At 44.8% G+C, this 22359-nt stretch carries 18 protein-coding genes; 10 read left to right on the forward strand and 8 right to left on the reverse strand.

Features of this window, described 5'->3' with window-relative positions:
- Positions 1-115: 115 nt before the first annotated feature.
- From ACXAGQ_RS13730 to ACXAGQ_RS13760, 7 genes are all read right to left on the reverse strand, one after another.
- A complete protein-coding gene (locus ACXAGQ_RS13730; protein ID WP_475254453.1) occupies positions 116-1006 on the reverse strand; it encodes a PfkB family carbohydrate kinase in 891 nt (296 codons plus the stop codon).
- Between the two features lie 184 nt (positions 1007-1190).
- The gene (gene larB / locus ACXAGQ_RS13735; RefSeq protein ID WP_475254455.1) at positions 1191-1847 is read right to left on the reverse strand and encodes a nickel pincer cofactor biosynthesis protein LarB; all 657 of its coding nucleotides are present in this window, start codon (positions 1845-1847) and stop codon (positions 1191-1193) included.
- Positions 1847-2653, reverse strand: coding sequence for an ATP-dependent sacrificial sulfur transferase LarE (gene larE / locus ACXAGQ_RS13740; protein WP_475254457.1), 807 nt, complete (start codon positions 2651-2653; stop codon positions 1847-1849). Before larE ends, larB begins: the two co-directional genes overlap by 1 nt.
- Positions 2650-3972, reverse strand: coding sequence for a nickel pincer cofactor biosynthesis protein LarC (gene larC / locus ACXAGQ_RS13745; RefSeq protein WP_475254458.1), 1323 nt, complete (start codon positions 3970-3972; stop codon positions 2650-2652). Before larC ends, larE begins: the two co-directional genes overlap by 4 nt.
- Positions 3973-4053: 81 nt before the next feature.
- A complete protein-coding gene (locus tag ACXAGQ_RS13750; protein WP_475254460.1) occupies positions 4054-5490 on the reverse strand; it encodes a lactate racemase domain-containing protein in 1437 nt (478 codons plus the stop codon).
- Between the two features lie 36 nt (positions 5491-5526).
- Positions 5527-6402: a class II fructose-bisphosphate aldolase gene (locus ACXAGQ_RS13755; RefSeq protein WP_475254461.1), complete on the reverse strand. Its 876-nt coding sequence runs from the start codon at positions 6400-6402 to the stop codon at positions 5527-5529.
- A gap of 14 nt (positions 6403-6416) precedes the next feature.
- Positions 6417-7307 (reverse strand): PfkB family carbohydrate kinase, encoded by an 891-nt coding sequence (locus ACXAGQ_RS13760; protein ID WP_475254463.1) that lies wholly within the window; start codon positions 7305-7307, stop codon positions 6417-6419.
- 354 nt (positions 7308-7661) lie between these two features.
- Here ACXAGQ_RS13760 and ACXAGQ_RS13765 point away from each other — a divergent pair, with 354 nt between their 5' ends.
- The 9 genes from ACXAGQ_RS13765 to ACXAGQ_RS13805 all read left to right on the forward strand — a co-directional run bounded on the left by ACXAGQ_RS13765 (position 7662) and on the right by ACXAGQ_RS13805 (position 19479).
- Positions 7662-8684 (forward strand): TRAP transporter substrate-binding protein, encoded by a 1023-nt coding sequence (locus ACXAGQ_RS13765; protein WP_475254465.1) that lies wholly within the window; start codon positions 7662-7664, stop codon positions 8682-8684.
- Between the two features lie 55 nt (positions 8685-8739).
- The gene (locus tag ACXAGQ_RS13770; protein ID WP_475254467.1) at positions 8740-9258 is read left to right on the forward strand and encodes a TRAP transporter small permease; all 519 of its coding nucleotides are present in this window, start codon (positions 8740-8742) and stop codon (positions 9256-9258) included.
- A 3-nt stretch (positions 9259-9261) separates the two neighbouring features.
- Positions 9262-10539 (forward strand): TRAP transporter large permease, encoded by a 1278-nt coding sequence (locus tag ACXAGQ_RS13775; RefSeq protein ID WP_475254469.1) that lies wholly within the window; start codon positions 9262-9264, stop codon positions 10537-10539.
- Positions 10540-10543: 4 nt separating this feature from the next.
- A complete protein-coding gene (gene manA, locus ACXAGQ_RS13780) occupies positions 10544-11761 on the forward strand; it encodes a mannose-6-phosphate isomerase, class I (protein ID WP_475254471.1) in 1218 nt (405 codons plus the stop codon).
- Positions 11748-13028, forward strand: coding sequence for a glucose-6-phosphate isomerase (locus tag ACXAGQ_RS13785; RefSeq protein ID WP_475254473.1), 1281 nt, complete (start codon positions 11748-11750; stop codon positions 13026-13028). The genes manA and ACXAGQ_RS13785 overlap by 14 nt, the downstream gene beginning before the upstream one ends.
- Positions 13029-13369: 341 nt before the next feature.
- Complete coding sequence (locus ACXAGQ_RS13790) at positions 13370-14842, forward strand: sulfatase family protein (protein WP_475254475.1); 1473 nt, start codon at positions 13370-13372, stop codon at positions 14840-14842.
- A 90-nt stretch (positions 14843-14932) separates the two neighbouring features.
- Positions 14933-16354 (forward strand): MFS transporter, encoded by a 1422-nt coding sequence (locus ACXAGQ_RS13795; protein WP_475254476.1) that lies wholly within the window; start codon positions 14933-14935, stop codon positions 16352-16354.
- 60 nt (positions 16355-16414) lie between these two features.
- Positions 16415-18583: a glycoside hydrolase family 3 N-terminal domain-containing protein gene (locus tag ACXAGQ_RS13800; RefSeq protein WP_475254478.1), complete on the forward strand. Its 2169-nt coding sequence runs from the start codon at positions 16415-16417 to the stop codon at positions 18581-18583.
- Positions 18584-18729: 146 nt separating this feature from the next.
- Positions 18730-19479 (forward strand): helix-turn-helix domain-containing protein, encoded by a 750-nt coding sequence (locus ACXAGQ_RS13805; RefSeq protein ID WP_475254480.1) that lies wholly within the window; start codon positions 18730-18732, stop codon positions 19477-19479.
- A gap of 19 nt (positions 19480-19498) precedes the next feature.
- On the opposite strand, the gene ACXAGQ_RS13810 is transcribed toward ACXAGQ_RS13805, so the two are convergent.
- Positions 19499-20356 carry a helix-turn-helix transcriptional regulator gene (locus ACXAGQ_RS13810; protein WP_475254482.1) on the reverse strand — a complete coding sequence of 286 codons (858 nt, stop codon included), beginning with the start codon at positions 20354-20356 and terminating at the stop codon, positions 19499-19501.
- 209 nt (positions 20357-20565) lie between these two features.
- Between ACXAGQ_RS13810 and ACXAGQ_RS13815 the strand changes: the two genes are divergently transcribed.
- Positions 20566-22341 carry a solute:sodium symporter family transporter gene (locus ACXAGQ_RS13815; protein WP_475254483.1) on the forward strand — a complete coding sequence of 592 codons (1776 nt, stop codon included), beginning with the start codon at positions 20566-20568 and terminating at the stop codon, positions 22339-22341.
- The last annotated feature ends 18 nt before the right edge of the window (positions 22342-22359 follow it).

Here is a 22359-nt window from a genome sequence, read left to right on the forward strand (position 1 = left end):
TTCTTATCAAAATCATATTAAAGCCCCTCGAAATAGATGACTTCGTCGAGGGGCTTTTCTTAGAGGGGGGCTTCAACAATATGTGGGCTGAGCGAAATGAAACTTAGCTAGGCTATTAAGATTGGCGCAACACTTCTTGGGCTTTTTCACAGCTGGCAAGTTGTCTGGCTCCCATGAATTCGCAGCTTAAGGCTGCTACATGGTTGGCGGTAAGAATCGCTTGCTCGAAAGCGTGTCCTTTACCGACCTGCATCGCCAATATACCGATGAAAATGTCTCCAGCACCTGTCGTGTCAGCGACTTCGACCTGATGACCAGGCAGGTTTTCAAAGTGCCCCTCATGCATCCAAGCACAACCACGTTGGCTTAGTGTAACCACGGCAGAGCCGCCAACACGCTTAATGGCTTTATTCAGGGCACGCTTATGTTGAATATCCGAGGTCATTGCCAGCAATGAAGGGTGGTTGAAGACGCAACAATCAGCGAGTTCGAGGAGCTCAATGAGTGCGTTGTCAAAATAGCTGACTCGAAGGAACGTCGGGATCCCTTTTTGTTTAGCCAGTTCAAACAGTACTTTTGCACCTTCAGGCCATGTCAAATCGGCGACGATAGCGGCGGTGTTTGATAAATCCATGCCAAAGAGTGATGACGTGTCTTTGGGCATTGAAGGATCATTGTAGACGTATATTTTCGATGAAAGCTGTTCGTCGAGGATGATGGTCGCGATTGATGACTGGACTTGCTCGTATTTGAGGCAGTGCTCAATGTTGACGCCATGGGCAAGGAGCTCATCTGAAATTTGCTGACCCACCATATCGATACCCATGCGACCGATGAAGTCAACGTTCTCTCCCGCGTTTGCAATGGCAACGGCTGCGGTAGCCGCGACGCCCCCGCCGCTGACTGAGAACCCTTCAGCGTAAGACTTTGCGGCTTGCAGTTGCGATGTACTGACCGAAAAAGTTTGGTCCCAAGTGGCGTTTCCGATGCAAATGACTGTTTTCAAATTAATCTTCTTCTAATTGTTGTTTGGTAACCAAATTACTGATTATTGTAACGGATTAGTATTTTAAGTGGTATTGAAAGTCACATGGTGAAGAATCGGGCCACCGAAGTGGCCCTAACCAGTACACCAGAAGGTGCTATGCGCCTGGTATATGCGCGGGGCTCATTGGCTGTTAGGCTATAGACTAACGGCAGAATTGGTTGATGAGTTTTATTGCAGCACAGGCTGCACCGAAGCCATTATCAATGTTGACAGTGGTTAGTCCGGCTGCACAACTGCCTAAGCAGGATTTCAGGGCAAGGTGGCCACCTTCGCTGACGCCGTAACCGACGGAAGTTGGCACCGCGATAATCGGATTGGCTATCATGCCGGATAATACGGTCGGTAAGGCGGCTTCCATTCCGGCAACGGCAATAATAATATTGGCTTGCTGTATTTCTTCTAACCGGTTGGTCAGGCGCCATAGTGCAGCTACGCCGATATCTTCGTAGCGTTCACAGTGTATGCCGTGATATTGCAGGGTGATAGAAACTTCATTGCACACTGCCGCATCTGATGCCCCTCCTGAGACAATAGCGACTTTGGCTGCTTTTCTCGGAGGCTCAAGCTCACCTAGTACGGCTGTTCTTCCCAGTGGGTCAAACATCAGTAGCTCTTGATATGCTGGGGCGAGGAGCTCAAACTTATCTTGGCTTAGCCTAGTCAGCAACAACCGACGCTGTTGTTCACTGGCCATCCTGATAATCGTGTTGATTTGCTCAGCGTTTTTACCTTCACAGAAAACCGCTTCTTCTATGCCACAGCGCGCTCGGCGCTCAAAGTCCATTGTTATATTGTTCATTATGCGACCCTCACGAAAGCACTGCCGCGTTTGTATGGGGCAACGTCAACCGGTAATGTCAGGCCAACTTCATTGGCCATGGATTCTGTATCTGCAATGATGCGATTGATCAGCGTTTCGTGCAGAGTGCTGAGTTCATCTTCATCAATTTGTAATACCAACCTTTGGGCAAGCAATCGGCAGCGGATATTTTCGGCGTTAATTTGCTGGCGCAGGCTGGTTTCAACCCGGTTAATCAAATCGAGTTGCTCTGGCTGGATGAAAACCCCTGTCTCTACACGGCTTGCAAGGCAAGGAGAGGCGGGTAGAAAGGCAATATCAGCCAATTGATAATGCTGGGCAATTCGACGAATGGTAGCTTTATCGATGTCGGCTTCTACGAATGGGTGGCGAATAGCTTTTTCATTTGCGGCAATCAACCCCGGTCTGTAATCGCTAAGGTCGTCCATGTTTGTCCCGGACACCACCTGGCCAAAATCTAAGGACTTTAGGGTTGAATACAGCGCTGACTTGCAATGGTAGCAACGGTTGACAGGGTTATTTCGGTAAGCCATATCCTGCATCTCACCGGCTTGAACCAACTCCAATTGCCACCCTTGCTCTTTGGCGTACTTCTGGATACGGCGTGTATCAGCACTTGGTACGGCAGAGGAGGTTGCATGGACCATCTTTGCCTTTTGGCCCAAGGTTTGGTGGGCCACATAAGCTAGGGTCATGCTATCGACACCGCCACTTACAGCAACCGTTACCTTGTCAAATTGCTGAAGGATGCCTTGCAAAACCTGTATTTTATTCACTGTGTTCATAGCTCGGCTCCCTCAGCTTGATGTTCAATGGCGTATTTTAGCTGTTGCTTTTTGTGGTAGTTGCTGCCCGCCTCATCGAGATGATCGGCTTCTAGTTTGCTTGTCTGGCTACCATCTGGACGCTGGACGGTTTTTACGTTGAACGTTTTATCTTTGTGATTAATTTGATGGTGAAGGCGAGGTAAGCTAACCCGGTCACACAGCCAATGCCTAACCCCCAAAGTGGACGTTTGGTTGAGAATGGCTTCGATAACTTCGTGGAGGTGGTGAGGTTGGCATAGCAGGGTCAACGTGCTTATTAGTCGGTGCTTTTTGCCGTGAGCGACTGCCTCAGTGATTTCCAATACACCGGATTGTTGACGTAGTGACTCTCTGGCATTGGCAAGCATCTCGCCGGTCATATCGTCAATATCACACTGGATAATGGCAATTTGCTCTTTGTGCTGGGACGTAGAGGGTTTGATTAAGTTTGCTCGAACGACATTGGCACGCTGCGATAGCTTTTTGGTGCCGAAACCATAGCCAGCCATTTGAAATTGCCCAGTCGCAACAGACTGCTCTGGTGATAGCCAGGCTAGAATGGCTGCGCCTGTTGGTGTAATGCGTTCACCAACTTCGCCATCATCAACAAAGTTAAACCCTTTTAACAAGTTAAGAGTCGCTGGTGCCGGAACGGGAATGATGCCGTGTGCACATTTAACCGTGCCGCCGCCCCAAGGTAGTGAAGATATTGACCAGCTGGTGGCTTTACTGTGATGAATAAGCCAAGCGGCTGAAATGATATCAACAATGCAATCCCAAGCACCGACCTCATGAAACTGAACATGTTCAATGTCCATGTTATGTACTTTTGCTTCTGCAGCGGCCAATAAACTAAAGATACCTATGGCCGTCTCTTTAACTTCAGCTTCAAGTTGGCTGCTCGCAAGGTAACGACGAATGTGCTGCCAGTCATGATGATGGTGATGATCATGACCGTGCTGATGATCATGCTCGTGATGGTGATGGTGATGGTGATGGTGATGGTGATGGTTGTGATCGTGGTCGCCGTGACTATGTTGGTGCTCATGGTGCTCATGGTGCTCATGGTGCTCATGGTGCTCATGGTCATGTGAACTATTTTTCAGCTCTACATTGAAGCGTTTACCATTTAGCCCCTTATCTTCGCCATGGCTCAGTGTGATCTTCACTTGCTCTTCAAGCTGCAGTGAATTTAGCATGTCGAGTAGAGGTTGTTCTAAGTGCGGATGCGCATCTAGCATTGCTGCAGAGAACATGTCTCCAGCAATTCCGCCAATTATATCAAGATGAATATGCATTTTTGCCCCACGCGTTGTCATCTGGATGGAAAAAAGGCCACCGCCGGGACGGTGGCAAACTCAGGAAAATATTGTTTTTCGTTATAGTTCTTCTTTGCTACCCAAATGCATTGCTGCACGGGTGAATGCTTGTGGCAGAGCAAGGATGTTAGGGTTTGCTCCGGTGTAACGGACTGCATCAGCCAATGCATCTTCAAAAGTTGCTCGGGTTTTCATGCCCATCTGGCGCGCTAGACCTGGCTCTTGAGCGCCGACGATGTATACCGCTTTGGTGTTCATTTCGGCAATATGGCCACATGAAGTCATCGAGAAACCATGGAAAGGGTGGTAACCGTAGTTGAAGCGGTATTGCTTGATCATTTCCTCGTCACGGGCGATATATTCAATGTGCTTGTTGATATCAACCAGTGTATTGCAGTAGTCCGTTTGGAATAGCTCGAACAACTTGCGGTATGAAGGGAATTCTTCATCGTGGAAATATCCGTTACACAGTGAAGAGCAGATCACGACACAGTTATCGGACATTACTCGTTTATGACGGATGATCTGTGCACCGATGGCCTGCATCATCAGAACCGGGTTGGTGCCGTGGCCGTTTCCGTAGTGGAAATTCTGCGGCATACCGAAGACCATGATGTCGTATTTTTTCTCAGCCCAGTTGGCATAGGTCCGCTTGTCGGCATCGGCAAAGCATAGAGGTTGAATATCTTCGCAGCCACCGGTGTATACCGAGATTTGTTGGGAGAAAGTATTCAGTACCGCATCACAGGTAAAGAACTTTTTACCCATACGCTCTTCCATGTGCTTGCCAATCTGATCAAATTTCTGGCGCATCAGGCTTTTGCTTGAAACTGGGGTGAAGTCTTCACGGTGCATAACGCGTGGAATGTGGTGTGAGGCAATACATTCCCAGTTAGTAATACCAGTTGCACAGTGTTTGTAACCACCAGAGTAACCACCGTATGGGTTACCTAGGGTATGACCGATCATGACCGCAAGATCCGCTTCGAATACGGTTTTGTTCATGACAACTTTGTCGCCATGCTCGTTGCGGCCTAGATCAACAAGGTTGTCCCAGTCTTCACTGTCGTGGTTAACCACTTGGCCTTCCCAGTAAAAGGCATTGAAGACTTCATCGCCTAGGATTTCACGTAGTTCTTTCTCAGTGTTCTTGCGGTGTAAGCCGTTGCTACAAATCAGGGTAATGTCTTTTTTCTCAACCCCGGCCTTACGGCACTCTTCCAGAATAATTGGGATAGAGATGCGGCGGTGTGCAGTATCATGGCAGCCGCCTTTCACTCGGTCAGGGAAGACAATCGCGACCTTTGAACCTTGTTTAACCTGCTCGCTGATTGGTGGCATACCAATTGGGTTTAGAATCGAGTCACGCGTCGCTGAAATAGGGTCAGCCAGAGCCTCCGGATCTTTGACCGTTTCACCAGGAATAAAGACATCTGCAGAGTCGGGTAGCTGTGCTGCCATAAAACCTGGGCCATATTCAAATTGAATTGTTTTCATATTTTCCTCAATATAATTGTTATTTAACCCAGTGGTTTATTTCGCTTGGCCGCTGCTACCAAAGACTTGCATAATTCGCGCAGCATGCTGCTTAGTGGCTTCGATTGAGCAAAGAATAGTGTCGTGGTAATACGCTTCATCTTTGCTATTCAGCATGGCTTGAATTTGCTTACCGACATCGTGAGACATGTTTGTAAAGTAATTTATCTTGCATACGCCACAGGCAATGGCATCGCGATAGACGCTGTCGTCCAAGCCTGAGCCACCGTGCATGACAAGTGGGACATCAACAGCTTTGTTGATTTCGTTTAGGCGGTCGAAGTCAAGCTTTGGTTCACCGTGGTAAAGGCCGTGAGCGGTACCAAATGCAACAGCAAGGGCATCAAGACCCGTTGCGCCTTCGGCAAATGCTTTGGCTTCTTCCGGTTTGGTGAGCTGATCTTCTGTTTGCTCTTGAGCTGCTTGAACTTCTTCTTCATCACCGGTTTCTGTATTGCCGACTTTTCCGATTTCAGCTTCGACAGATGCGTCATAATATTTAGCAAACCGAATGACTTCTTGGGTGTTTTTTAGATTTTCTTCGAATGATAAAGCAGAGCCGTCATACATAATGGACGAGAAGCCAAGGCGAAGTGCACGAATACATGTTTCGACATCTTTACCATGATCAAGGTGTAGCACGACGGGTACTGATGCTTCTTGTGCCATTTTTACCATAGTTGGAGCAAGCAACTCTGGTGGTGTCAGGCGAAATTGACCTTGGCCTAAATTAATAATAATTGGCGATTTTTCTTCTTCTGCTGCTGCAATTAAGCCACGAAGAAGATTAAAATCAACAGCATTAAAACTGCCAACGGCATATTTATTTTCTTTCGCGTGAGCTAATACTTCTTTTAATGTGACAAGAGCCATAAATAAATTCCTGTTTAATGCGATTTAATAAAGTTAATAACTTGGTCGTAGTCTGGAATACCGGCTCGGCCCCCAGGTTTGGTACATTTCAGTGCCGCAACAGCATTAGCGAAATTAACAGCGTTCTCGCCTTTGAGTTTATTGGCAATGGCAAAGGCTAGAGCACCGTGGAAAACATCTCCGGCCCCCGTCGTATCAACAACATTTACTCGATAGCCAGAGACATGTTTTACAATATTGTCTTCGACCCAATAACAGCCGTGTTCACCATTGGTCACATATACGGTGCCGTTGGTATTTTGCTGTGCTGCAAGCAGCGCTTTTTCTATGTCTGTTTCCCCAGTCATCTGACATAGGGCTGGGTATGAGAAAGCAACATCAGTGCCTAAGCTGACTAACTTAGCCATGGTCTCGCCACCTAGGTCAGCATCAATAACTGATGGGATCCCTTTGTTATTGGCAAGGTTTAGCAGTTTTTCAGCACCTTCACTCCATGTACAGTCACATAAAATACAATCAATATTCTCGAGCAATTCTTCAGTTATCCAGTCACTATTTACTGGTAAATTCGGATCCCTATGAACAGTGATTTGACGCTCACCGGCGGGATCTACATGCACGACAGCGTTACTTGAACTGGTGTCATTAAATTGCTGGAGAAGTGATGTATCGACACCCCATTTATTAAGATCTTCTTTGATTGCGCGTCCTACATTGTCATTACCTAAACGGGTTAACAATGAGACATTAGACCCGAGAGTTGCAATTGCTACAGCAGCCGTTGCTGCTACTCCACCACCAATTTCATGGTATGAAGTTGAAAAGTACTTTGTTGCTTCAGAAGGAATTTGATCCACATTGAATATACGATCCCATGTGGCATTACCAATACACAAAATATTCAAAACGAGCTCCTCATAAATAAATTAACTGGAAGCCAGAGAAACCCAAACCAGTGATTACATTGTCATCTGAAATCCATTGTTTGATCAATACCTCACTTTTCAAAATAGTGATAAATGTCTCTATAAATAAATCTTTTCCCTTTATTTCAATGGCTTATGGTTTTTAGGTTAATGTGTAAGATCACAAAACCGAGGTGACATAGATCACATTTGTAATTAGTGTGATCTAGGTCGATAAAATAAGGTGGGCAAATGTTTAAATTAGAAAAACGGAAGCCAGAAAATAGAGTTCATTTTGAATGAGCCATTTAAACCAATAATTAGTTAATTCCAATAACGTGATAAGGATATATTATGAAGAGGTCTATAACTGTTCTTGCTGCTGCCCTAACTATGGCAATCTCATCTACGTCAGCATTTGCTCAGAACACACATTTGACCATTGCTAATACAACGCAAGAAAATACCCCAATGTCTCAGACAATGATTGCGTTTCAGGAACGAGCACAAGAGTTATCTGATGGCAAGATTACCGTTCAAACAAGCTTTGGCGGCGCATTAGGTAATGATACTCAGTTATTGCAGAAAGCTCAGATTGGTAGCCAAGTGCATGCCGCTCAAACTTCAGGTGCTAACTTGGGTACTGTCGTTGACGCATTTAAGGCCTTTGATGTACCTTTCCTGTTAAATGGCCCTGAACAAAGTATTGAGCTGCTATATCAAGATGGTAAGCTTTCCGGCGAAGTAGCTGATCAATTACAAGCATTCCTAGGTGAGAAGAACCTTCGCTTGCTTTATGCAACACCATTCGAATTCCGCGGTGTCCTTACTAATGGAAAAGAAGTTCGAACCATGGATGATGTAGGCGGTATGAAATTCCGTGTAACTCCAAACCCGGTCGAGCGTGGCATTGTGGAAAGTTGGGGTGCAGCTGGAACCACAATGGGTATTTCAGAGGTATACACTTCCCTGCAGACAGGGATTGTTGATGGGTTAGCTATCCCACCGGTAACCGCCCAAGCATTTGCTTTGAATGAAGTCGCCAAGGTGTTCAATAACCTTAACTTTCAGGCTCACCCTACATTTGTAGTAATTAATAAGCGATTCTGGGACCGCTTACCAGAGGAACAGCAGGCAATGCTTCAGCAAGCTGCTGACGAAGCAGTAATGACAACCAAGCAACTTCATTATGATGCGATTGATGTAGCTTTCACTTCGTTTGAAGACAATGGCGCAACGGTTATTCAACCAACCGATGAGGAATTAAATTCATTCCGCCGTGCGGCAATTGAAGCTGCTGAGCCTCTAGCTACACGCGGCCTGAGTGAAGACGAACTTAAGTTTATCAAGTTGATTAAAACCGCAGCAGTACAGTAATTCTGCAAAAACGTCACCTGCACGCTAGTGCAGGTGACTAATGGTAGAGGTAGTTATGTTACTGACCATCATAAAAAAAATAGACCAGCATTTTGAAGAGTTCTTTTGTTCACTCATGCTTGGTTATATCGCCATCTCTTTAAATATTGAAGTACTGAACCGATATGTGTTCATGTCGCCGTCAGCATTTACTGATGAAATCGCAAGAATGTTGATGTTGTTTATTGTATTTCTTGGTGTGCCTTGGGCTGTAAAAATGAATAGGCATATAATTATTGATTTGTGGCCGCAAGATATTTCAGCAACTAAGAAACTGTGTTTGGATGTTATTTCCAATATTATGTTTTTGATATTTGCTTTTGTATTTACCCAAGCTGCATTAGAGGCCGTTGATTTTCATAAAATGCTTGGTACTAAAACAGAAGCATTAGGGTTTGAATATTGGATTCAACTGTCAATGTTGCCTTTTGCTTTCGGCCTAACATGTATTCGTATTATCCAAAAAATAATTTCTGCCGTAATGGACTACAGAAAATCTGGAAATACAGAACTAGCACTTCATGAGGAGGTGTAAGCAATGACCACTGTACAGGTATTAATGTTAATTTTTGGCTTTATCGCCATGGTGATGGTCAGAGTGCCCGTTGCAATAGCAATCGGTATTATTCTCATTGTTTACAATAAAATGCTCGGACTTGAAATATTCGAGATGGCGCTAGATACCTTCCAGTCCATTGATAGTTTCCCGCTACTGGCAATACCAATGTTTGTTTTAGCTGGAACCATTATGGCAACTGGCGGTGTAGCTCAGCGTATTTTGGACCTATCTGAAGAGTTCTTCGGTCATATGTATGGTGGCCTTGCTATCGTAACCATTATGACAAGCGTAATCTTCGGCGGCCTATCCGGTTCAGCACCTGCAACCGTTGCTGCGGTGGGAAGTATCACCATTCCGGCCATGATAAAGCAAGGTTATAACCCAGGATTTGCTGCAGGGGTGGCAGCGTGTTCTGGTGTTATTGCCATTATCATTCCGCCAAGTAACCCGATGATCATTTACTCTCTGACCCAGTACGCGACCTCGGTGTCCGATATGTTCTTGGCTGGCATTATTCCAGGTATCTTATTGGCTGTTGGGATGGCAGTACCGGCATGGTGGATCTCTAAGCTAAATGGTTGGGGAGCGCATCGTGAGAAAGGTACTTTCAAGACACGTATCGCCGCCTTTAAGCATGCTCGTTGGGCTATCCTGACACCTGTTATTATTCTTGGTGGTATTTATTCCGGTATCTTTACGCCAACGGAGTCAGCTGCGGTAGCGTGTTTCTATTCGTATATTATTGGGGTGTTTGTCCATAAAGACCTTAAGATCCGCGACACGTTCAAAGTGCTATCGACAGCGGCGATGATCACCGTTGTTGCAATGTTCCTGATGACCTTTGCTACAGCCTTTGGCAAAGTATTGACCTCCCAGAATGTCCCTGCACTTATTGCTGGAATGATGTCAGATAACGTCAGTACGATGTTGATGACATTGCTGATGATTAACCTGTTCCTTCTGTTTGTCGGCTGTTTTATGGATACACTGGCTGCAATCATTATATTGACGCCACTGCTATTTCCATTACTGCAGCAATTCGGAATGGGAGTCTATCAGTTTGGTATTATGATGATCATTAATTTGGGTATTGGCTTTGTCACACCACCGTTTGGTGGCAATTTGTTTATTGCCAACCAGCTTAGTAATACCTCAGTTCCTCAGGTCTTCAAGGGGGCATTTCCTCTAGTGTTAGGCATGATTGTATCGTTATTGCTGATTACATTCGTTCCTTTCTTCTCGACAATGTGGCTGTAGCGTTATGAGTACTTATTCCATATTAGGTAAACCACGCCATTATGCCTGGGGAGGTGAGTCTTATATCCCCTCACTCGTTGGGGTGGAAAATTTGGACTCCAAACCCTATGCCGAATGGTGGTTATGCGCGCACCCTGATGATTCTTCTTTGGTTGAGATCAATGCTGAGAAGCTGCCATTACTAGACTGGCTTAAATCCAATCAGCAGGTACAGGCTCAAGAAGAGCGTCAAGGAGAATTCCCACTTCCTTTTTTGATGAAGATTCTCGATGTGAATCAGATGCTGGCGATACAGGTCCACCCGACTAAAGCTCAGGCTGAAGAAGGATACGAAAGGCAGGACCAACTTGGTATTGAACGAACAGCACCAGAGAGAACTTACCGTGATCGCAACGATAAGCCGGAGATGATGGTTGCACTGACGCCCTGCTGGTTAGCACATGGTTTTATGTCATCAGAGGCAATAATCAGGCGTTTCTCTGCGTATTCCTCGTTTGGCTACCTGTGTGATCAACTTCGCTTGTTTGGCGTTCAGGCTGCTTTTGAATTGTTGATGCGGATGCCACAGGCAGATATCAATAATTTACTCGCTGAAATTATAGATACGAACAAAGAGCTCTACACACGTGGTCACATTAGCAAACTGCAACCGGAATTCTGGGCTTGCAGGGCAGTTCTGGAGCATAGTAGCGGTTTCGATCGTGGTTTAGTTGCCATGTTTATGATGAATATCGTTAATGTGCCTGTAGGGCAAGGGATCTATCAAAGTGCTGGGATCCCACATGCCTATCTTGCAGGCCAGAATATCGAGATCATGTCGAACTCTGACAATGTAGTACGCATTGGGCCTACCAAACTGCACGTCGATCTTGATGAAGTACATCACCTGATTGATTACCGTGAAGTTAAACCGCAACTATTAGTACCTACTTCGTTAAAAGGTAAAGCGAATATTGGTTGCTATAAACATAATGGCACAGAAGCATTTATTTTTAGTCAACTTAATCTCGATAGTGAAAATAACGAGATTGAATACCATTCAGATTATTTAACAATGGTCTTTGTTGCGGAAAAGCAGTTATCTGTTTGGTCTTCAGGAAATTTAAAAAAATACTGTCAGGGTGAGACATTTATCATACCTGCCAATAGAAAAGTTTTATTAAGCTCTACCAATTGTGTGGGGTATATTGCAAGTTATGGAGCAAAAAATGCTATCAATTAATACTGAACATCTTAACCAGGCAGTAAAAGGCCATGAATACATTCAATTAGCTCCTTATGCGAAGTTGGCCCACCAACAGCTGGTGACAGGTGAAGGTGTCGGGAGCGATTTTCACGGCTGGATCCGCCTACCAGAAACTATTGATTCAGAAGAAGTTGCTGACATCAAGCAACGAGCTGAAAACATTCAGCAACAATTTGATGCGTTTGTTTGTATTGGGATTGGTGGCTCATACTTGGGTCATAAAGCGATTATGGAAGCGCTTCAACCAGCAGTTGATAAACAACATAAAACGGAAATTCTATTTACTGCACATAACTTGAGCTCGCGTTACCTAGATGAGGTAATGCAGTATTTAGCAGATAAGAACTATTGCATTAACGTTATTGCGAAAGAAGGTATTGCACTTGAAACCGCAGTGACATTCCGGATCTTGCGTGCAGAACTTGAGCGCCGATTTGGCAAAGAGGGGGCAAAGGAACGTATCATCGTCACAACGGATAAATTCCGTGGCCCATTAAAGGATATCGTTGCCGAGCAAGGCTATCCAATGTATCACCTACCTAACGAAGTAGGTGGGCGTTTCTCTGTATTTACGCCAGTTGGTTTGTTGCCTTTGGCTGTTGCCGGTATCGACATTGATGCTCTACTTGCCGGCGCAAAACAGATGATGACGGTTTGTGAGTCTGACGAGGTAGAAGCCAACCCTGCACTTAAATATGCCATTATCCGAAATATCATGACCCATAAAGGCAAAGAAATTGAGCTTTTTGTTAATTATGAACCTTATATGATGTATTTCTCTGAATGGCTTAAGCAGCTCTTTGGCGAAAGTGATGGAAAAGATGGCAAAGGCCTGTTTCCTGCTAGCGCGCTTTACTCTACAGACCTACACTCGTTGGGCCAATGGGTACAGGAAGGGCGACGCAACCTTTTCGAGACAGTCCTTCATGTGATTGATAAACCAGTCGATGTGCCTGTGCCAACTCTGGATGAAGATTTGGATAACTTGGGTTTCCTTGCTGGTTCATCTTTGAATCATATTCAAGCTTCTATCAAACAAGCAAGCATGGTTGCACATTCCGAAGGTGGTGTTCCTAACCTAGAGATCTCTATTGATAAACTGGATGAGTATCACTTAGGTGGTGTGATGTATTTCTTCATGATGAGCGTGGCAATTGGTGGCTACATGGCCGGTGTGAACCCATTTGATCAAAATGGTGTAGATCAGTACAAAGCTGAAATGATGAAAATATTGAAGAGTTAAATATTTCATATTTGAAATTAGTGAGAAAAGAGCCGGCTAAATGCCGGCTCTTTTTTTAAATTAACTCTTGTAAGGAAATAGAACCCCAAATATGGGTGAAAATCAAAGTAATAAACCGCCTGCTCCTTGAGATAAGTATTATTTAAAAGAGTAAAGTTAATACTAAATGCGATTTTAAAATGGTTCGATCACAGAACATGAATTGCTCAATTCCACTTAAATACCAAATAAGGTATATTTTAAATATGGAATTTAACAACTGATTACATATTTGAAATCAGTGAATATTCCGTCTAATAACGCTTATTAACTGCTTTGATAAGAAATATAAAGGAACCCCTATGCGTGTGTTGTACCTTGATCTTGATACCCTACGTCCTGACCATTTAGGTTGTTATGGATACCAACGTAATACTTCCCCTAATATCGATAAAATTGCTGCACAAGGGGTTAGGTTTAATAACTATTACGCATCCGATGCACCGTGTGCTCCATCACGTACGGCGATGATGACAGGTATGCAGGGGATCCATAACGGTGCCGTCAGCCATGGCGGTACGGCTGGTGATATTAGGGGGCAGGGTGCGAGCCGCAAATTTAAGAGTTATGTAGAACATAATGCATTGCCAACCTTGTTCAGACAGAACAATATGCGAACGGTGTTAGTCAGTCCATTTCCTGAGCGCCATTCGTTATTTCATTACTATGCCGGTTTTACTGAAATGTATAACACCGGTGGGTCTGGTCATGAATCCGCAGAAGAAGTGACGCCTACTGTGCTTGATTGGATTGAGCGAAATGGCGATGAGGATGATTGGTATCTGCATGTTAACTATTGGGATGCACATACGCCATATCGCGCGCCAGAAGAGTTTGGTAATCCGTTCAGTGATGATCCTCTGCCTGAATGGATGACAGAAGAAAAGATGGCTGAATATTGGAAAAAAGCGGGGCCGCATTCAGCTCAAGACTTTAATATGTGGGATAACAATACCTATGAGCAATATCCCCGCCAGCCTGGTGAGATTGAAGGAATGGCAGGATTCCGCCGAATGATTGATGGGTATGATTGCGGTATTCGGTATATGGATCAACATCTAGGCAAGATCTTTGCTGCTCTTGAGGCAAAGGGGGTAATGGATGATCTCATTATCGTGATTAGCTCTGACCACGGTGAAAATCTTGGCGAACTTGGATTATTCGGCGAGCATGCCACCGCTGATAATATCACCTGCCGCGTGCCATTTATTGTCCGTTGGCCTGGCATGCAATCAGGTATTGAAAATAATGCACTACATTACAATATCGACTGGGCTCCAACTTTAGCAGAAATGATGGAGAAATCTCCTTTACCGTTATGGACAGGTAAAAGCTTTGCTTCTGCAATTACTCAAGGAAAAGAAGAGGGGCACGAATCATTGGTGTTAAGCCAGTGTGCCCATGTCTGCCAGCGCAGTGTAAGGCATGGTGACTATATATATATCCGCACCTACCATGATGGTCTTCATCTATTCCCGCAGGAAATGCTATTCAACATTAAAAATGACCCTCATCAGCAATACAATTTAGCCGATGAATTACCTGAAGTTACCAAAGATATGGCATACCGGTACTTGCAATGGTATGACCATATGATGACAACTCAACCGTTTGGCAATACCGAAGATCCCATGCGTGTAGTCATGCAAGAGGGGGGACCGCACCATGCTAAATGTGAAGATATACAAGCATATTTTAAAAGGCTGGAAGAGACTGGGCGTGAAGACCAAATAGAAATAATTAAACAAAAGCACCCGACAATTATAAAAAAGTAGTTCTGGTCTCTGAACAAAAATATATGGGTTGAGTAAAACTCAGCCCAGCAATAAATAAAAAATCCAATAATGTGAATTTCGGAGTCTAAAATGACCGTAGCAAAAGCAGCGGCAGATCCCGCCGTAATAGAAAAACCCAAAAGTAAGTTTTTGGCAACGTTATCGAAAAAAGAACTCTTTGCGTATGGTATGGGAGGAGTTGGTTCAAATTTAATGTTCCATTTTATTGGTACATTTTTGATGTTCTTCCTAACCGATATGTATGGCATTGATCCATTGACAGTCGGTAAGATTTTCCTTGTTACCCGTTTGATTGATGCGTTTACCGATCCATTGTTCGGTATGATTTCTGATGCCACCCGAACTAAAATGGGACGTTACCGTCCGTATCTAATTTTCGGTTCACCAGTACTTGGTCTGACGATTGCGGCTCTGTTCTGGGCTCCGGAATTATCGGTAACTTCCAAAGTTGTATTCGCTTATGTGGCTTATATTACCTATTCGCTGGCACAAACCGTCATTAATGTTCCATACCATGCGCTCACGCCGGTAATGACCACTAACTACCATGAAAGGACAACGGTAGTGGCCATGAAACAAGGGCTGGGGATCTTGGCGACTTTCGTAGCTACAGCGCTGCCATTGATTATGGTTGACTGGTTTGGCGGAGGTCTTGATGGCTGGCGTGTAACTGGTGTTATTTTCGGTGTTTTGGTAACGGTAAACTTTTGGATGTGCGCTTACGGGGCAAAAAAACGCGATACGCTGGAATATGCTCAACAAGTAAAAGCACAACGTGTGACACCGAAGCAAGTTGTTGAAACTGTAAAATCTAACAAGCCATTGATTGCACTTGTTACCGCTCATGCGACAAACATCTTTGGTTTTGCGATGGAAACATCAATCGCTATTTATTTCTTTAAATATTACATGATGAACGAAGCACTATTCCCGATGCTAAAAGGGGTAGGTAGTTTCATTCCATTTCTCATGGTTATATCGCTACCGTTGCTAGGCCGACTGTTTTCGAAGAAAGGGATGTTCCTCGGTGGTAGCTGGGCAGGCCTGCTGATCTGTGTATTCTGTTACTTCACCGCAGGCTTCCTTCCTGTTTGGTTGATGTTCGGCCTGTTGGTTACCTCAATGGCGTGTAATGTTTTTGCCGGGAACTTGACGTGGGTACTTATTCCAGACTGTGTGGAATACGGTGAGTATAAAACAGGTAATAACGCCAATGCCCTGACTACAGCAATAATGACCTTTGTCGCTAAGTGCAGCAGTGCGATGGCTGGCCTGTTGACCGGTTATGCATTGGCATCTGTTAACTACACGCCAAATGAAGTCCAGCCCGATGACGTGCTTAACACGATATTAGTTTTAAAATTCCTCACTGTAGCGTTCGCCCATGCATGCTCGATTATTGCGATGCGTTGGTACTACATCACCCCTGAGTTGTTCGAAAAGATTACGGCTGAGCTAAAACTTCGCCGTACCGCTAAAAACGAAGCTTAAATCGCAATCTTAATGGCGCAATGAGTCCACCCATTGCGCCATGATGTTACAAGGATAATTATGATGACACTGGACTATAAAAACCCTGATTTGCCGATTGCGGCTCGTGTTGAAGACTTGCTTAATCGTATGACGGTTTCTGAAAAGGTCGGTCAACTCTGTCAAACACCGATGCGCAATTATGAACAGCGCCGTGAAGAACATTTGGATGCGGTAAGGCAAGGTCGCTTCGGTTCTAGAATTTTGGCTGATACCGCTTGGGCTGGTAATGCGCCAGCTGAAGTGGTGGACCCTGTTCAGCTTAATGAAATACAGCGGGCTGCGGTTGAAGAAAGCCGAATGGGGATCCCTTTGATCATCGCACGGGATGTTATCTACGGCCAACAAACCGTTTTGCCAATACCTTTGGCACAGGCTGCATCATGGAACCCTGGGTTGGTGGAAGAAGCATACCGTTGTGTAGCGACAGAAGCGGCATCGCTTGGCATACATTGGACCTTTGCACCGATGCTGGACATTGTCCGAGACCCTCGCTGGGGAAGGGTGATAGAGAGTAGTGGTGAAGATCCGTATTTGAGTGCTCAGTTTGCAGGAGCTGTCGTGCGCGGTTTTCAGGGTAAAGAGGCCTCAGAGCCAGATTCATTGTTGGCTTGCGCAAAGCATTTCGTGGGATACGGTGCTGCGGAGGGTGGGCGTGATTACGATACGACTGAAATCACCGATAACACACTTCACAATGTGTATTTGCCGCCGTTCAAAGCTGCGCTCGAAAATGGCGTTGCTACCTTGATGTCAGGGTTCAATGATCTTGGTGGTACACCGGTAACGGGAAGCCAGAAACTGCTACAGGGTTGGCTAAAAACGGATCAGCAATTTGATGGCATGGTGGTCAGTGATTGGGGCTCTATCTCTGATTTGGATTACTTCGGAGTGGCTGAAGATCTTGCTGATGCAGCAGCCCAAGGGCTAAATGCTGGTGTAGATATGGCCATGACGTTTGAAGTCTATGATGAAAATTTGGCTCGGTTGCTCGATGCTGGTCGTATTGATGAGGCCAGGCTTGATGATGCCGTCAGCCGGGTTCTTACGGCTAAATTCAGCGCGGGTCTGTTTGAAAGACCTTATGTTGATGAACAGTGGCACAAAACAGCACTGCGCGCTGAGGAGCATGTCGATAAAGCGCTGGAATTGGCCGAGCAGTGTGTTGTGATGCTTAAAAACCGTGAGCAGGTTCTGCCATTGCCTAAAAAAGGGCTGAAGCTAGCGGTACTTGGGCCACATGCACATTCACAGAGACAGCATTTAGGCTCTTGGTGTCTAGACGGTAAAGCCGAAGATGTGACTTCTATTTTTGAGGGGGTGGTGACAGCTGCACCGGAACTCGAGGTGATCACGGAATCCGCGGTATTTAGCGATGAAATGGTTGAGCAGGCGCATCGTGCCGACATTGTGGTTCTTTGTGTTGGTGAAAGCCATCGCCGCACGGGAGAGGCACGAAATGTCGCTGAGCTGGCCCTGCCTGCTGGTCAGGAAGAGCTAATCACTGCGATTGGACAAACAGGTAAGCCGCTGATTGTAGTGCAATGTACCGGACGGCCTTTGCCTTCGCCTGCGACAGAGCAATATGCTGATGCACTCTTGTATGCATGGCAGTCAGGGACAGAAACAGGTAAGGCGGTAGCACGTATTTTATTTGGTGACACTGCGCCAAGCGGTAAGTTGCCAATGTCAGTTCCCCGTTCAACTGGGCAAGTACCTATCTATTATGCTCGAAAACCTATCGGGAAGATGCGTGCGTTCCAGGAATATATGCCCTACAAAGATCAGTGCGACAAGCCCCTCTATCCATTCGGCTTTGGTTTGACATATTCCAGTTTTACTTATTCTGATGTTAGCGTGCTAAGCCCTGTGATGACAGAACAAGACAACCAAACGGTTGCCGTGACTGTGACGAATACCGGGGCGGTTAAAGCAACAGAAATTGTTCAGTGCTATATTCGCCAGAATATTGCTCGGACAACACGCCCAGCCAGAGAGCTGAAAGATTTCAGGCGTATTGAGCTCGAACCCGGTCAATCAGAAGAAGTGATATTCCACTTGCCTGCTGAGAAACTGGGCTATTTTTTCAATGATGGTGACTTAATTTTATCCTCTTCTCGTATTGATGTGTTCGTGGGAGGAAGTTCGGAGACACAGAATCGTGGTTATTTTGATTTAATTGTGAAGTAGCACTTTACGCTCTCTATCAATTGCCATAGCCACCTATATGGCAATTGATAACTTTATCTAAATCAATCAATTGTTGTTGATAAATACATCGAATAGGTCACATCTAAAAAGTATATTTAAAATTGAATTTTTGATATATTCCAAATATGAAATTTAATGAATCTGATAATTATTCCGCACCTGCTTGTGCTCGGGGGTTTTGGGTACTTCAGTGCCTAAATACGGCGAAGAAACCGTTGACGTTGGATCAGCTGTTTCAAATATCTGGTGTTCCTAAAGCGACGCTTTCGAGGATTCTCGAGACCTTGTTGCAGATGGAAGTTCTTTATCGAAATAAAGATAAAACCTATGAACCGTTACGGCAGTTAACCGCCATTCACGACGAAGATATTGTCAGCTTCGAAAATACCTTGAAGGTTGAGATGACCTCTTTGAGTAAGAAGTGCGGCTATACGGTAGAGTGGTATGAGTTTTCGAAGAATGGCATGGTATTGCAGCAAAGCGTTAGTCCTATACAGGAGCGCAGGGTGTGGGCTAAAGAAGGCTATATACGCAACTGGTTAGGGGAGGTTGATGCTGTATATATCGTGGGAAAAGCCTTTTCACCAACGGTAATTGCCGAAAATGAAACCCCCTGGCGTTATGGCGCGAAAGGTGTCCGCAATATAATCAGTCGTGAAGAAGAAACAAACCAAATAGTGCTGGCAAAGGAAGGCGGTTGTCACGTTGATTTGATGTTTAACGAGAATGGTGTCAGACGAAGTGCGGTTGCACTTTCATATCATGCCAGGGTTCGAGGGGTTCTTGCGATTGCTGAGTGTTGGACACCTTCAATTAATATTGAAGAAAGCGATGCGGTAAATCACCTGCAAGCCATAAGAAAAAGATTTTTATAACAAGTAACCCTCATGGCACTTAATCATGTTCGATAGCAATTAACTGCTGCGAGGTATGCATGATAGGTTCAACAGTTGAAGGCGGATAACCGAAGCGTTTTTTGAATACATTGCTGAAATGAAAAGCGTCGGAAAAGCCAAGTTCATAAGCAATTTGCGATACAGATTTATTGCCTCTTTTCAGTACACCCAATGCGATATCGAGCTTTAATTGAAGATAATACTCTTTGGGTGATCTTCTTGTATGATTTAGAAAAAGTTTTCTTAAATGCTGTTCACTACAGCCTATAAAAGCTGCCATAGATTTTACTTGCCAGTTTTCGGAAAGTCGATGGTGCATTTCTTCTATTACTAGCATTACGCTATTGTATGATTTAGATCGTTGTTCACTGTGTATAGTCAGAAGCCATTCGTAAAATATCTTGTTAAATAAGGCGGCCGCATAGTGCTTGAATGTATCTTTTTGCTTTTTAAGTGAATCTTTGAGTTCTTCGAATTGAATTTCGAAATGCCTATGATTATCGATCTGGATCACTTTTTGTTTAGGGATATCCATTGAAGTCGTGCGCTCGATAAAAATCTCTATCCAATATAGCTTCCAAATAAGCCCATCACACCAGTAGCAATTAATGGTTTTAGGATCGAGGAATATTAAGCAGTTACCACGGATCTGTATCCTTTCTCCATTTTTTAAATCAATGATTCCATTGCCTTTTTCTGTGTAAACAATAACTAGAGTATCATCAGATATAGGTAACCGCCTGTCGCGTGGCCACACATTTATGTAGTTCTCATCTCCATTCACATCCCAAAAAGATCGAATGCCAACGCTGCGAAAGCTCACATTTTTCGTAATAACCAAAGGTTGATTCTTCATAGTTTCGTTTTTCACATGGATTGGTTCGATAACTACATCTAATAATGTGTGAAATTAAATTATATTCCTAGTTGATATTTAGAAGTAAAGAATATTTGTGATGGCGGTCAATAATATTGGTCGCATGTTAACAAAGCGGAATTTTACATAAAGATAGAATTTTAAAGCGTATAAAAATAATAAACGCTACCTACATGGAGAGTTTTCACATGATAGCAATGAGCTCGTTCATAATATTTACCTTGTTGGTTGCTTGGATATCATACAAAGCAACAAAACAAGAAAACCTCAAACAATCAACTGGTTATTTTTTAGCGGGGCGGAGTTTGCCTTGGTTTGTAGTCGCAGGTTCACTCTTTTTAACCAACATATCAGCAGAACAGCTAACAGGGCTTAATGGTAATGCATTTGCGAGTGGTGCCAGCGTGATGGCGTGGGAAACCGTAGCTGCCGTAACCATGATCATTTTGGCTGTCGTATTCTTACCTAGGTTTTTAAAAGGAGGGGTTGCTACTGTTCCTCAGTTTTTGGAAGCGCGCTATGGTAAGCGGATGCGCTCAGTGGCATCTTTTATTTTCATTTACGCCATTGTTATTGGGTTCCTGCCTTTTGTGTTGTACGCAGGCGCCATCACTTTAGGGAAACTGTTCGGTGTGGCAGAAATTCTCGGTGTAAGTGGAACGGCTGCTACCTGGTTCATGGTTATCGGGCTTGGCATTGTCGGCGGTATCTATGCGGTATTTGGCGGCCTCAAGGCAGTGGCTGTATCCGATACTGTCAATGGGGTTGGCTTGCTTTTCGGTGGATTTCTCGTACCTGTTCTGGCGCTTTACCAACTGGGCGATAGTAGTGTCGCAGAAGGGTTCAATGTCCTCATAACGGAAGCTCCAGAAAGAATGGCTGCGGCTGGTGTGGGGGAGGGTGCGGCCGTTCCTTGGCATACTTTATTCTCAGGTATTCTGTTAATTAACTTGTTCTATTGGTGTACAAATCAGGCAATCGTGCAGCGCTCATTGGGGGCAAAAAACTTAGCTGAAGGTCAAAAAGGTGTACTGGCTGCAGCGGCAATGAAGGTTGTGGGGGTAGCCATGTTGGTTTTACCTGGGATCATTGCGTGGCATATGCACCAAAAAGGGATGATCACCGTACCTACCCGAGGTTTTACCGAAGCCGGTGAAGCAATTCTGGCGAAGGATATGGCATACCCAACTTTAGTCCGTGAGGTTATGCCGTCATGGTTGACCGGGTTCTTTGGTGCAGTGTTGTTCGGTGCCGTTATGAGCTCTTTCAATAGTGGTGTAAACAGTCTTTCGACGCTTGTTAGTTTGGATATATACAAACAGATCATCAACCCTAAAGCAGATGATTTAAAAGTCGTGAGAATGGGTAAAGTCTTTGGTGCCGTTACTATTGCCATCTGCGTTTGCATCGCGCCATTTATTGCGCAGGCTGATGGGCTGTATACCTTGATGAGAACGATCATGGCGGTGATCAATGTACCGATATTAACCGTGATTTTGGTCGGCATCGTTTCTAAACGTACTCCGGCACTGGCGGCCTATATCGCTTTACCGGTTGGGATGCTGTCCTTCTATACCGCCCACTTTGTACTTAAAGGTGATTTAGGCTTTGTTCAAGTTCATTGGCTACATCTCGTTGGGCTGAATTTCCTATGGATGGTCGGCATTATGATGGTCGTGCGTTACCTCAAACCTATGTCCCAACCTTATGAGCAAGTGTATACCAATCAAGTTGAGGTCAAGCCGTGGAAATATGCCGCTCATGCTAGCTGGGCAATCGTTGGCTTGCTGGCTTTGCTTTACACCGTATTTTCTGAAATTGGCATACTTGGAGAGCAGGGAAGTGCCGGTAAAGTCATTGCTGTGCTATCGCTGGTGGCAGTGCTGTGCTTCGCTCTTCATCGTTTCCTAACCCGCCACACATCGAAGAAATCCACCGCGGTCGGCGTGGCCAGAGAGGTATAGCCTCAGTGTAATTAAGGC

This window comes from Photobacterium sp. ABD4_091 (genome assembly GCF_056160145.1).